12 protein-coding genes are annotated in these 12,663 nt (G+C 71.9%); 6 read left to right on the forward strand and 6 right to left on the reverse strand.

What is annotated here, in order from left to right; translation table 11 throughout:
• Window positions 1-123: 123 nt before the first annotated feature.
• Entirely contained in the window at window positions 124-657 is a 534-nt protein-coding gene (locus ACGF3J_RS06360; RefSeq protein ID WP_346345919.1) for a DUF4245 domain-containing protein, read from the forward strand.
• A 73-nt stretch (window positions 658-730) separates the two neighbouring features.
• Here ACGF3J_RS06360 and ACGF3J_RS06365 read toward each other — a convergent pair whose 3' ends face one another.
• Complete coding sequence (locus ACGF3J_RS06365; protein ID WP_161325870.1) at window positions 731-1,321, reverse strand: malonic semialdehyde reductase; 591 nt, start codon at window positions 1,319-1,321, stop codon at window positions 731-733.
• Between the two features lie 238 nt (window positions 1,322-1,559).
• Here ACGF3J_RS06365 and ACGF3J_RS06370 point away from each other — a divergent pair, with 238 nt between their 5' ends.
• Window positions 1,560-1,778, forward strand: a complete 219-nt coding sequence (locus tag ACGF3J_RS06370; protein WP_122616024.1) for a DUF4287 domain-containing protein — start codon at window positions 1,560-1,562, stop codon at window positions 1,776-1,778.
• On the opposite strand, the gene ACGF3J_RS06375 is transcribed toward ACGF3J_RS06370, so the two are convergent.
• From ACGF3J_RS06375 to ACGF3J_RS06385, 3 genes are all read right to left on the reverse strand, one after another.
• Complete coding sequence (locus ACGF3J_RS06375; protein ID WP_161325869.1) at window positions 1,775-2,038, reverse strand: exodeoxyribonuclease VII small subunit; 264 nt, start codon at window positions 2,036-2,038, stop codon at window positions 1,775-1,777. The genes ACGF3J_RS06370 and ACGF3J_RS06375 overlap by 4 nt on opposite strands.
• 9 nt (window positions 2,039-2,047) lie before the next feature.
• Complete coding sequence (xseA, locus tag ACGF3J_RS06380; protein ID WP_161325868.1) at window positions 2,048-3,256, reverse strand: exodeoxyribonuclease VII large subunit; 1,209 nt, start codon at window positions 3,254-3,256, stop codon at window positions 2,048-2,050.
• Window positions 3,257-3,690: 434 nt separating this feature from the next.
• Entirely contained in the window at window positions 3,691-5,067 is a 1,377-nt protein-coding gene (locus ACGF3J_RS06385; RefSeq protein ID WP_161325867.1) for an APC family permease, read from the reverse strand.
• 140 nt (window positions 5,068-5,207) lie between these two features.
• Between ACGF3J_RS06385 and ACGF3J_RS06390 the strand changes: the two genes are divergently transcribed.
• Together ACGF3J_RS06390 and ppgK are read left to right on the forward strand one after the other, a co-directional pair.
• Complete coding sequence (locus tag ACGF3J_RS06390) at window positions 5,208-6,224, forward strand: 4-hydroxy-3-methylbut-2-enyl diphosphate reductase (protein WP_202557348.1); 1,017 nt, start codon at window positions 5,208-5,210, stop codon at window positions 6,222-6,224.
• A 30-nt stretch (window positions 6,225-6,254) separates the two neighbouring features.
• Window positions 6,255-6,995, forward strand: coding sequence for a polyphosphate--glucose phosphotransferase (gene ppgK, locus ACGF3J_RS06395; RefSeq protein WP_161325865.1), 741 nt, complete (start codon window positions 6,255-6,257; stop codon window positions 6,993-6,995).
• A gap of 28 nt (window positions 6,996-7,023) precedes the next feature.
• Here ppgK and ACGF3J_RS06400 read toward each other — a convergent pair whose 3' ends face one another.
• Window positions 7,024-7,653 carry a DUF6542 domain-containing protein gene (locus ACGF3J_RS06400; protein WP_393853557.1) on the reverse strand — a complete coding sequence of 210 codons (630 nt, stop codon included), beginning with the start codon at window positions 7,651-7,653 and terminating at the stop codon, window positions 7,024-7,026.
• Window positions 7,654-7,831: 178 nt separating this feature from the next.
• On the opposite strand from ACGF3J_RS06400, the gene ychF reads away from it, so the two are divergent.
• On the forward strand, window positions 7,832-8,920 hold the full coding sequence (gene ychF, locus ACGF3J_RS06405) for a redox-regulated ATPase YchF (RefSeq protein ID WP_161327735.1): 1,089 nt from the start codon (window positions 7,832-7,834) through the stop codon (window positions 8,918-8,920).
• A gap of 100 nt (window positions 8,921-9,020) precedes the next feature.
• Here the strand turns inward: ychF and ACGF3J_RS06410 are convergent, their stop codons facing one another.
• Complete coding sequence (locus ACGF3J_RS06410; RefSeq protein ID WP_202557816.1) at window positions 9,021-10,652, reverse strand: AraC family transcriptional regulator; 1,632 nt, start codon at window positions 10,650-10,652, stop codon at window positions 9,021-9,023.
• 142 nt (window positions 10,653-10,794) lie between these two features.
• Between ACGF3J_RS06410 and ACGF3J_RS06415 the strand changes: the two genes are divergently transcribed.
• On the forward strand, window positions 10,795-12,660 hold the full coding sequence (locus tag ACGF3J_RS06415; protein WP_161327734.1) for a siderophore-interacting protein: 1,866 nt from the start codon (window positions 10,795-10,797) through the stop codon (window positions 12,658-12,660).
• Window positions 12,661-12,663 lie beyond the last annotated feature (3 nt).

Consider the following 12,663-nt stretch of genomic DNA (forward strand, 5'->3'; position numbering starts at 1 on the left):
AGCGCACCTTTCTGATACGACGACGGCCGGATGAGGGTATGGCCATGACTCTATCGTCAGTCCGACAAAATGAGCAGGGGACCCCACGTTTGAGCGGATCAGGCACCTGCGACGATAGGGGGCGTGGCAGGTATGAAAGGCAAGCAGAAGTCGGCCCGGGACATGATTCTCTCCCTCGGGCTCATCGTCCTCGCGGCGGGCGTGATCTGGATCTTCATTCCGCACGACGACGGCGAACCGGACGTCAAGCGGGTCGACTACCGGGTGGAGCTGCTGACCGCGCAGCGCGCCGCGGCGTACCCGGTGGCGGCGCCCGAGGGTCTGTCCGAGGACTGGAAGCCGACCTCGGTCCGCTTCCAGGGCGACGACTTCGACGCCTGGCACCTGGGTTTCCATGCCCCGGACGGCGAGTACGTGGCGGTCGAGCAGTCCACGCAGAAGCCCGCCTCGTTCATCGAGGACGCCAGTCAGGGGTCGCGGGCCACCGAGCGGACCGAGGAGATCGGCGGCCGCACGTGGACCCGGTACACGGGTGGCCGGTACGACGCGCTGGTGCTGGAGGGTGACTCCGCCATGAAGGGCGCGACGACGGTCGTGGCCGGCACGGGGTCGTTCGAGCAGCTGGGGAAGATGGCGGCGGCGCTGAAGCTGGCGTGACCCCTCGCACGGCGAAGCCCCCGGCCGCTTGGCCGGGGGCTTCTTCATGTGTCCGTGCGGACCGTGCCGGGGGTCAGACCGTCGTGACGACCTGGTCGTAGGAGAGGCGCGGGGAGCGCGGGAACCAGGCGTCCGGGCCCGGGCGGCCGATGTTGACGACCATCAGCGGGGTGTGGTCGTCGTCCAGGAACTCCTTGCGGACGCCCTCGAAGTCCAGACCGGTCATGGGGCCGGCGGCCAGGCCCGCGGCGCGGACGCCGACGATGAAGTACGCGGCCTGGAGGGCGGAGTTCAGCAGGGCGGCACCCTCGCGCGCCGGGCGCTCGCTGAAGAAGGCGTCCTTGGCCTGCGGGAAGTGCGGGAAGAGGTGCGGCAGTTCGTCGTGGAACTCGTTGTCCGCCGAGAGGATCGCGACCAGCGGGGCGGCGGCGGTCTTGGGCCGGTTGCCCTCGGCCATGTGCTGGACGAGGCGCTCGCGGGCCTCGGCGGAGCGGACCAGCGTGATGCGCAGGGGGGACTGGTTGAAGGCGGTCGGGCCGTACTTGACCAGGTCGTAGATCGCCTGCACCTGCTCGTCGGTCACCGGCTCGTCGGTGAAGGTGTTCGCGGTGCGGGCCTCGCGGAACAGCAGGTCCTGAGCGGCGGGGTCAAGAACGAGAGACATGCGTGATCTTCCTCGATGGTGCGTCGGCTGCACGCCGGTGGGGCGCCGGGAGCCGTTGACGGGACCGACCGTACGGCAAAGAAGTTCAAGGTTCAACCAAAAGGGGAGTGCGGTGATCCGCTTCACATCGTCGGTGAAGGGGGAGTGGCGTGGATCACACCGCGTCGCCGGTTACTTGTCGCGGGCGCCGGGGTCGTAATGGGCGGTACACCGCCGCACACAGATGGGACCACTCGACATGACCGCCACCGTGAAGGGCCCGGCCTCCTACTTCCCCGCCATCGAGAAGAAGTACGGCCGTCCGGTCGCCGAGTGGAAGGAGCTCATCCGCTCCTCGCCGCTCACCAAGCACATGGAGCTGGTCGGCTGGCTCAAGACCGAGCACGGCCTGGGCCACGGCCACGCGAACGCGCTGGTCGCACACACGCTGGCAGAGGGCACGGCGAAGGAGGGCTAGCGGGCCCCGTCCCCCTCGTCGCCCTCGTCCTCCGAGCCCGCCTCCTCGGCCAGCGCCGCGTCCAGGCGGGCCCGGGCGCCGTCCAGCCGGCGGCGGCACACCTTCGCCAGCTCCTCGCCCCGCTCCCACAGGGCGAGGGACTCCTCCAGCGTCGTACCGCCGGCCTCCAGCCGCCGGACGACCTCGATCAGCTCGTCCCGCGCCTGCTCGTACCCGAGCGCCTCGGACATGGCCGTCGGCTGCTCCACCTCGCTGGTCATCCACCCACCCTATGCGTCGACTCGTACGGAGAAATCGCCCTCGGCGACACGCGCCCGCAGCGCCTCGCCCGGCTCCACCTCGCCGGGATCCCGGACGGCGTGTCCGTCCGCCCGCTGAAGCACGGCGTACCCCCGCTTGAGGGTCGCGGCGGGGGAGAGGGCCACCACGCGCGCGTGCGTGTGCGTCAACTCGGAGTCGGCCCGGTCGAGGTGGTGCCGCAACGAGCGGCGGCCCCGGTCCAGCAGGGCCGTCACCTGCTCGGCCCGCTCCTCGATCATCCGGTGCGGATCCTGTATCGACGGCCGGGCCAGCGCGTGGGCCAGCCCCCGCTCCTCCCGGTCCACGTAGGCCGCGACACACCGCCGCGCGCGGTCCCGCAGCTGCCGGACCCGCTCGTACTCCTCGCCGACGTCCGGCACGACCTTCTTCGCGGCGTCGGTCGGTGTGGAGGCGCGCAGGTCGGCGACGTGGTCGAGGAGTGGATTGTCCGGTTCGTGCCCGATCGCCGAGACGACCGGCGTGCGGCACGCGGCGACCGTACGCACCAGCTGCTCGTCGGAGAAGGGCAGCAGATCCTCGACGCTGCCGCCGCCGCGCGCGACGACGATCACGTCCACGTCGTCCCTCGCGTCCAGGTCCTTCACCGCCTGCACCACCTGCGCCACCGCGTGCACGCCCTGCACGGGGACGTTGCGCACCTCGAAGCGGACGGCCGGCCAGCGGTGCCTGGCGTTCTCCAGGACGTCCCGCTCGGCCGCCGAGGCGCGGCCGCACACGAGGCCGATCAACTGCGGCAGGAACGGCAGCGGCTTCTTCCGCTCCGGCGCGAAGAGCCCCTCCCGCGCGAGGGCCTTCTTCAGCTGCTCCAGCCGCGCCAGCAGCTCCCCGACACCCACGGGCTTGATCTCGGCGGCCCGCAGCGACAGCTGCCCGCGCGGTGCGTACCACTCCGGCTTGGCGTGCACCACCACCCGGGCGCCCTCGCCGACCACGTCCGCCACCGCGTCGAACACCTGCCGGTAGCAGGTGACGCTCACGGAGATGTCGTACGACGGGTCGCGCAGCGTCAGGAACACGACCCCCGCGCCCGGCCGCCGCGACAACTGCGTGATCTGCCCCTCGATCCAGACCGCGCCGAGCCGGTCGATCCACCCTCCGATCAGCCGTGACACCTCACCCACGGGCAGCGGGCTTTCGGGAGTGGAGTTGACAGCCATGCGCCCGAGCGTAACGGCCGGGTACGACATCCCTGCGGGGCTTGAGCGGCTGGGCCTCGGCACGCACGCGTGCCGGCCGGCGACGGAACCGTGCCTCACGCGCGGTGACCGCCGCCTACGTACGCGTCCGAGCACGCCGCCGCGCGGGCGGACGAGGTTCGGGTGGCGTGCCTGCGCACACGGCTCGGGTGGTGCGCGGTGCGTTCGGCGTGTCCGTGAGCCTGGGCCGGGGCGTGCCGGCCCGCAGCTCCGTCCGGCCCGTGTGCCCGGCGCGGCCTGGAGTGCCCGGCCTGGCCCGGAGTGCCCGGCGCGGCCTGCGTGCCCGGCCCGGAGTGCACGCACGCGCCTGCATCCGGTGCGCGTCGCGCGTGCCGACCGCCTTCGTCGTGGAGCGCACCCTCGTCGCGGGCGCCGCCCACCCCGGCCGCGGCGGGTCACGCCCCCGCCGCGCGCCTCCCGCGTGCCTGGGCCGCCAGGACCACCAGGCCCACCGCCAGCCAGATCGCCCCGACGACCTGCGCCGACCCCGACGCCTCCACGATCACGGCGACGGTGATCGCCGCGCCCAGGACCGGCACCACCAGGTGCTTCCACCAGTTCACCGGCGCGTCCCCGCGCCGCCGGACCACGAACCAGCCCACCACGCTCGCGTGCAGCAGCGTGAACGCGGTCAGCGCGCCGACGTCGACCACCGAGACCAGGTGGTCGAGGCCGTCGTCCCGGCGCGCCGCCCACACCGCCGCCGCCATCGTGATCACCGCCGAGACCAGGATCGCCACGCGCGGCACCCCGGAATCCGTCCGCGACAGCACCCCCGGCAGCCGCCGGTCGCGACCCATCGCGAACAGCAGCCGCCCGGCCGCCGCCTGCCCGGCCAGCGCCGCGAACGCCGCGCCGATCGCCTTGCTGACCGCGACCAGGTCGTGCAGCCACGTGCCGACCGACGCGTCCACGGCGTCGTAGAAGGCCGACCCCTGCCGCTCCGGCTCCGCCGCCAGCTGCGCCGACGACACCGGCTCCAGCAACGCCACCAGGTACGTCTGCGCGACGAACAGCACACCCGCCAGCGCCAGGCAGAACAGCAGGGCCCGCGCGACCTTCGCCGACCCGCCGGTGACCTCCTCCGCGAACGTCGCGATCGCGTCGAAGCCCAGGTACGACAGCACCGCCACCGACACCGCGCCGACCACCGCCGACAGCGCGAAGGCCCCCTGCGTGCCGTCCCCGGACAGTGGCGACAGCCAGTCGCGCGCGGCCCCGTCCTGCGCCAGGACCACGACCGCCGCCACCACGAACACCACCAGGACCACGATCTCCATGGCCAGCACCAGGAAGCCCACCCGGGCCGCCGCCCGTACCCCCCACAGGTTCAGCAGCGTCGTGACGATCACCGCGATCGCGGTCCACACCCACCGGGAGACCTCCGGGACCAGCGCCTCCATCGCGATCCCGGAGAACAGGTACGCCACCGCCGGGATGAGGACGTAGTCCAGCATCGCCATCCAGCCCGCGACGAACCCCGCCCCGTTGCCGAGCCCCACGCGCGCGTACGCGAACACCGACCCGGCCTGGGGGACCACCCGCACCATCTGCGCGTAGCTGAACGCGGTGAACGCCATGGCGATCGTGGCGACGACGTAGACCAGCGCCACCGCGCCGTGCGACTTGGCGTCCAGCGTGCCGAACACGCCGACCGGCGCCATGGGCGCGATGAACAGCAGGCCGTAGACGACCAGGTCCCTGAAGCCCAGACTGCGCCGCAGCTGGTGTTCCTCACCGGCCCCCGGGGCCGTCGTACCGGTCTCCGACATCGTGCCTCCGCCAGCGCCTCGGACTCCGTCCCGAACTCCGCCTCGAACCCCGCACAGAACTCCGACTCGGAACGTTCCCGTCAGTCTCCCCGGCAACGCCGTACCCACGCGATCTTTGACCCGCCGAACGCGGCCTTACGATGGGTGCCATGACTGCTTCGCCTGGCCGCCGTGTCCTGCTCGCCGCCCCCCGTGGCTACTGCGCGGGTGTGGACCGCGCCGTGATCGCCGTCGAGAAAGCCCTGGAGCAGTACGGGGCTCCGGTGTACGTCCGGCACGAGATCGTTCACAACAAGTACGTCGTCCAGACCCTGGAGAAGAAGGGCGCGATCTTCGTCGAGCAGACGGAGGAGGTCCCCGAGGGGAACATCGTGATGTTCTCCGCGCACGGCGTGGCGCCCGTCGTCCACGAGGAGGCCGAGCGCGGCCGGCTCGCCACCATCGACGCCACCTGCCCGCTCGTCACCAAGGTCCACAAGGAAGCCGTCCGCTTCGCCAACGACGACTACGACATCCTCCTGATCGGCCACGAGGGCCACGAGGAGGTCATCGGCACCTCCGGGGAGGCCCCCGACCACATCCAGCTCGTCGACGGCCCCGAGGACGTCGCGAAGGTCGAGGTCCGCGACCCCTCCAAGGTGGTGTGGCTCTCCCAGACGACCCTGTCCGTCGACGAGACCATGGAGACCGTCGACGCGCTCAAGGACAAGTTCCCGCAGCTCATCTCCCCGCCGAGCGACGACATCTGCTACGCCACGCAGAACCGCCAGCTCGCGGTCAAGCAGATGGGCGCCGAGGCCGACCTGGTGATCGTGGTCGGCTCGCGCAACTCCTCCAACTCCAAGCGGCTCGTCGAGGTCGCCAAGCAGGCGGGCGCCCGCGAGGCGTACCTCGTGGACTTCGCCGACGAGGCCGACGAGGCCTGGTTGGAGGGCGTGACCACGGTCGGCGTCACCTCCGGCGCGTCCGTCCCGGACATCCTGGTCGAGCAGGTCCTGGAGTGGCTGTCGCAGCGCGGCTTCGAGGACGTGGAGATCGTCAAGGCCGCCGAGGAGTCGATCACCTTCTCGCTGCCCAAGGAGCTCCGCCGCGACCTGCGCGAGGAGGCCGCGAGCCTGGTGGCGGAGCGGGGCGGCTCGGGTACCGCCGGGGCGTGACCGTCAGTCGCAGGCCGTAACGTGGGTGCCATGCAGATCTTCGGCGTGGACATCGGCGGATCCGGGATCAAGGGCGCTCCTGTGGACCTCGACAGGGGCGACCTGGCCCAGGAGCGCTGCAAGGTGCTGACTCCGCAACCGGCGGACCCGGACGGCGTGGCCGACGGGGTCAAGGGGGTCGTCGAGCACTTCGGCTGGACCGGCCCGGTCGGGCTCACCTTCCCGGGCGTGGTGACCGGCGGCGCCATGGTCCGCACCGCGGCCAACGTCGACAAGAGCTGGGTCGACACGGACGCGCGGAGCCTGTTCGCGGAGCGGCTGGGCGGGCTGGACGTGACGGTCGTCAACGACGCGGACGCGGCGGGCGTCGCCGAGATGAACTTCGGCGCCGGGCGCGGCCGGCAGGGCACGGTCATCCTGCTCACCTTCGGCACGGGCATCGGCAGTGCCGTCTTCCACGGCGGCGTCCTCGTCCCCAACACCGAGCTGGGGCACCTCGAGCTGGACGGCCACGACGCGGAGAAGCGGGCCTCCAGCAAGGTCAAGGAGGACCACGACATGTCGTGGGAGCACTGGGCCCACCGGGTGCGGAAGTACCTCGCCCACGTCGAGATGCTGTTCTCGCCGGAGCTGTTCATCATCGGCGGCGGGGTCAGCCGGAAGTCGCACAAGTTCCTGCACTACATCGAGGGCATCCAGGCGGAGATCGTCCCGGCCCAGCTCCAGAACAACGCGGGGATCGTCGGCGCGGCGATGCACGCGTCCCGCTGACCGCGGCCCTCGCGCCGTCCGCCGCGGGTCAGCCCGGCGGACGGTTCCGGGCGGCGGCCCGCCGGCGGCGCACCAGCCGGATCCTGCGGACGATCACCGTCGAACCCGCGACCAGCGTCCCGCCGTACAACCACCCGGCCTCGGTGGCCAGCGCGGTCACGATCCCCATCAGCCGTCCCCCGAGGCCGCCGTCCCCGCTCTCGGCCACGGTCACCAGCCCCACCGCGAAGGCGATCGGCACGACGACGGGGGCGGTCAGCAGGTCGCCGCGGCGCACCCAGACCGCGGTGAGCAGGCACACCGGCACGAACAGCACGCCGTAGACGGTCAGGGACGCTCCGAAGAGCAGCGCGTCGAGGTAGCCGAGCACGACCATGACGGCGGCGCAGAACAGACCGCTGCCCAGCCCCGTCAGCCGCGGGTTGGGCAGCGGGCGCCGGGCACCCACCTCCCGCGCCGCCGCCGTCGCCGCCGACGACGGAGCGGGCCGGCCTGCCTGCCGCCCGCCGGCCGCCCGCGCCGTACCGCCGCCCGCCCCCGGGCCCGCCGTCCGCCCGGCCGGACGGCCGGCAGCGGCGCCGCCCCGCCCCTGCGGGGGCAGCGCCGCCCGGCTCCGTCGCGGTCCGTACTGCGCAGGTCGCGTCCCGTGTTGCTCCACTGGACCAACTTAGGTCGGTTTATGTGCCGAATAGGCCGACAGACACGCCGTCGGCCGGACCTTGGCCAAGCGTTCGACACCACGCGGGGGTGGTACCGGACACCCCGTAGACTGGTGGATCGGCCCCTGCCTGGCCCGCCCCACCTCCTCCGCATCCTCACGTACGGGAAGTCGCAACGTGTCGCTCACGATCGGAATCGTCGGTCTGCCGAATGTCGGCAAGTCGACCCTGTTCAACGCCCTGACCAAGAACGACGTGCTCGCGGCCAACTACCCGTTCGCCACGATCGAGCCCAACGTCGGCGTCGTGGGCGTCCCCGACCCCCGCCTGACGAAACTGGCCGAGATCTTCTCCTCGGAGAAGGTCCTCCCGGCCACGGTCGACTTCGTGGACATCGCGGGCATCGTGCGCGGCGCGAGCGAGGGCGAGGGCCTGGGCAACAAGTTCCTCGCGAACATCCGCGAGTCCGACGCGATCTGCCAGGTCATCCGGGCCTTCAAGGACGAGAACGTCGTCCACGTCGACGGCAAGGTCTCGCCCAAGGACGACATCGAGACGATCAACACCGAGCTGATCCTCGCCGACCTCCAGACCATCGAGAAGGTCCTCCCGCGCCTCCAGAAGGAGTCCCGGATCAAGAAGGACGTCGCGCCGAAGGTCAAGGCCGTCGAGGAGGCCAAGGAGATCCTGGAGAAGGGCGACACGCTCTTCGCCCACGGCATCGTCCAGGGCACCGAGCGCAACGAGCTCCTCCACGACCTCCACCTCCTCACGACCAAGCCCTTCCTCTACGTCTTCAACGTCGACGAGGACGAGCTGACCGACGAGTCCTTCAAGAACGAGCAGCGCGCGCTGGTCGCCCCCGCGGAGGCGATCTTCCTCAACGCCAAGCTGGAGTCGGACCTCGCCGAGCTGGACGAGGACGAGGCCCTGGAACTCCTCCAGTCCGTCGGCCAGGAGGAACCCGGCCTCGCCACCCTCGCCCACGTCGGCTTCCGCACCCTCGGCCTGCAGACCTACCTGACGGCCGGCCCCAAGGAATCCCGCGCCTGGACCATCAAGAAGGGTGCCACGGCCCCCGAGGCCGCGGGAGTCATCCACACCGACTTCCAGAAGGGCTTCATCAAGGCCGAGGTCATCTCCTACGACGACCTGGTCGCCACGGGCTCGGTGACGGAGGCCCGCGCCAAGGGCAAGGCGCGGATGGAGGGCAAGGAGTACGTGATGCGGGACGGGGACGTGGTGGAGTTCCGCTTCAACGTGTAGTGGCTGACGTCCCGCCACGTCGCTGATCTGGCAGACGTGCAGGTCAGGTAGGGTCCGGCTCTTCGGAGTCGGGCCCTTTGGCGTACGGGGCGAACGACTCTCACCGGCTCCTGGCCGCCTCGCGTTCCTGGTACTCGCGTGGGGAGAGTCCGTGGAAGCGGGAGAAGGCGGCGCTGAACGTGGGGAGGTGGGCGTACCCGATCCGGCGCGCGACGGCGCTGGGCCGGGCGCCCCCGGCGAGCAGGTCGCGGGCGATGCGCATGCGGGCGGCGTAGCGCCAGCGGCCGAGTGTCATGCCCGTCTCGTCGCGGAAGGCGCGGTGGATCTCGGCGCGGATGTCGGCGTCCTGCGTCCCGCCGGGCTCGGCGATGCGCCGCAGGCACTCCATCGCGACGGCACGCGCGCGCGGATCGGTGGGCATCGGCACCGACAGAGCTCGCTGTGCGGCGACCTGTTCCGCGAACAGGCCGAGGATGTGGCGAGGGTTGTGGTCGGCGGGGCGCAGAGCGGATCGGGCGCTGATCGAGCAGAACATCAAGTAGTCGTCCCACGCCGGCGAGAACCGCACCTGCAGCGGCGCGGTCAGGTGGAGGTCGGCGGTGCTCGCGTTGCCCAGCGGCAGGGAGACGGAGTTCTCGCGGAGACCGGTGACGTGCTCCAGTTCTGCCGGGATCCAGGTCGCCACCCCTCGCTCCCGCTCGTAGCGCTGGTCGCCGATGTCCAGGTACCCGCTGCCCCGGTACATCCAGCTCAGGACGTGGATGTCGTTGGTGTGTGACGGCGTGCTCGCCGGGGGGAGCATCTCGGGCGGGGCGGGTGTGTCCGTCTCGCGCATCATCCGGATCAGGTCGTCGGTCCGCCGTGCCGCCGCCGCCCGCTGGGTCAGCCCACCGGCGCCGGGCCGGGCGCGGAGCTTGCGTCCGAACTCGTGGGGGGTCAGTCCGAACCGTCCCTTGAACGCCCGCGTGAGGCCGTTGCGGCTGGCGAAGCCCACCAGGGCCGTCACCTGGTCGACGTCGTAGCCGGCGGCGAGGAACTCCGCGGCGGCGCCGAGCCGGCAGTGCAGCCGCCACTGCTCGAAGGTGAGCCCGGTGCCGGCGAGGAAGTCACGGCGAAGGGTGCGTGCGCTGGAGAGCACCCGCGCCGCCCATCGCTCGACCGTGAGGTCGAGCCCGGGGTCGCGCATCAGTTCCTCGGCGACCGCTCTGGCGCCGCGGGCTCGCGGCATCGCCGGCGACGCGAATTCCTCCGGGCTCGGGTCGTGCCCGAGCGCGGCGGGCGTCGGCGGGCGTGGGCCGGGGCGCCGAAGGAGCTCCGTGATCGCCTCGGGGGAGTACCCGTGGCCGCTGAACGGAGTGACCTGGAGGTTGAAGAGCTGGATCAACCAGTCCTGCCAGCCGCTGGGAACGTCGAACCGCGTCAGTTCCGTCAATCCCCGGGCGCCGACGCCGGCGTGGGGGCACAGCGGGAAGGCGACCGTGCCCGGCTCGGTGGTGATCGTCCGCTCCGACCGGCCGGCTGCGGGAATCTCCGCCCCGCCGTCCGCTGGAATCCAGGCGCCTTCGCCGGCCCTGAGGTGGAGCACCGGCCCGTCGTCGAGGCGTATATGCGCCGTGCCGGTGCGCACCCACAGCAGCAGCGGTCGGACGTGCGCGTCCGCCGGACTCCACCGCGCGCCCGGAATCGCCGGAGGACAGCCGGAATCGACGGCGAGCGACGAGGGCAAGGTCATGCCCCAACCGTATGCCCTAACTGCACGGCAGTCTGCGCACACCTTTCGAGGTAAGGTTCCCCTAACCTTACCGGAGTGCGCCCCCTTCGACGCCGGCGTGCGGCTCCCTCCCTCGAAGCGATGAGAAAGCCCGGTTCCCCGTATGCCCAAGACCTCGCGCCGGCTCACCGTGCACCCGCCGACCCTGCGTGAGGTCGGGGTGGTCCGGATCGCCGACCTCACCCCGGGGATGCGGCGGGTCACGCTGAGCGGCGAACAGCTGCGCGCGTTCACCACCCCGGACGGCTTCACGCGGCCTGCCTTCGCGTCCCGGGGCTTCGACGACGACCTCGCGCTCTACTTTCCCCACCCGGGCCTCGGTGACCCGGTGCTCCCGGTCCAGGGCGAGGCGAAGCTGGTCGTGCCCAAGGATCCCCGGCCCCTGTCGAGGGCCTACACCGTCCGCCGGTGGGACCCGGAAACCGGCGAGCTGGACGTGGACTTCGTCAGGCACGGGGTGGGCGTGGGAACGACATGGGCCTACCGCGCCGCGCCGGGTGACCGGATCCACCTCAGCGGGCCGCGCACCTCGAAGACACTCCCGGCCGGCGCCGACTGGTGGCTCGTGGCGGGCGACGACACCGCGCTTCCCGCGATCGGCCGCCTGCTCGACGAGCTCCCGGCCGACGCCCGGGCACAGGTGTTCGTCGAGATCGCCGAGGATGCCCACCGCCAGGAGCTGCGCGAACTGCCCGGGGTGGACGTGACGTGGCTGGTCCGCCCCGGCGCGACGTCCGGGACCGTGTCGCCGCTCACCGACGCCGTACGCGGTACGGGGTGGTGGCCGGGCCAGGCGTTCGTGTGGCTGGCCGGCGAGCACACGGTCGTCCGGGACATCCGCCGCTACCTGGTCGAGGACCGCGGTGTGCCCAAGGAGGACATCGACTTCACCGGATACTGGCGCCGCTCCGCGGTCGTCGCCCTGGAGACCGACGGGGCGGTGCCCGATCCGGAGCGGACGGTCACCCCGTTCCAGCGGCTCCACGACCTGACCGAGCTCGTCGCGCCGATCGCGATCCGTACCGCCGTCGAGTTGGGCGTTCCCGATCTGCTCTCCCGCGGCACGACCGGCGTGGCCGAGCTGGCCGCCGGGGCGGGTGCCGACGAGCGCGCTCTGGGCAAGCTGCTGCGTTATCTGCACACCCTGGACGTGGTGACCGAGACGGAGCCCGGTCGCTACGCACTGACTCCGGTCGGCGACGTCCTCACGCTCGACTTCATCGCCGACAGACTGCACTCCGCGGGGGTGGTCGGTCGCGAGATGCTCGGGCTGTACGGACTTACGGAGTCGGTCCGCACCGGCCGGCCCGCCTACGCCTCGGTCACCGGCCAGACCTTCGCCGAAGTGCGGGCCGAGCAGGACTACGAGGACCGTCACCTGGAACGCCTGGCGAAGTTCCAGCCCGCGCTGGCCGGATCGATCGCCACGTCCGGTCTGCTCGACGGAGTCCGGCACCTGGTGATCCACTCCGGTGGCGCGGGCGCGCACGCCCGTGAGTACGTCGCGGTCCACGAGAGCCTGCGCGTGACGATCTGCGCCCTGCCCGCCCAGGCCGACTGGCTGCGCCGCGACCTGCCCGACACGATTCCCGACGAGCGGCAGCGCGGCCGGGTCGGCGTTGTTGAGCAGTCCGTCCACGAGCCAGGCCCGGCAGCCGATGCCGTGCTCATCAGCCGCGCCTTCAAGACCCTGCCCGACGCCGACGCCGCCCACGCGCTGCGCCGGGCGGCCGAGAACCTCACCCCCGGCGGACGCGTGCTGCTGATCGAGGAGGTCCTCGACACCGACGACCTGGACGAGCACGAGGGCGAGGAAGACCTCATCGGGCTCGTCTGCCACGGCTCCGGCCTGCGTACCGCGGCCGAGCTGGACGCGGTCATCGCACGGGCGGGCCTGACGCGCGGGTCGGCGCGGACCGTCGGCCTGGGCACCACCGTCCACGAACTCGTCCGCTCCACCGCTGACTGATCC

The sequence above is a fragment of the Streptomyces sp. NPDC048171 genome (genome assembly GCF_043202655.1).
Classification (GTDB): domain Bacteria; phylum Actinomycetota; class Actinomycetes; order Streptomycetales; family Streptomycetaceae; genus Streptomyces.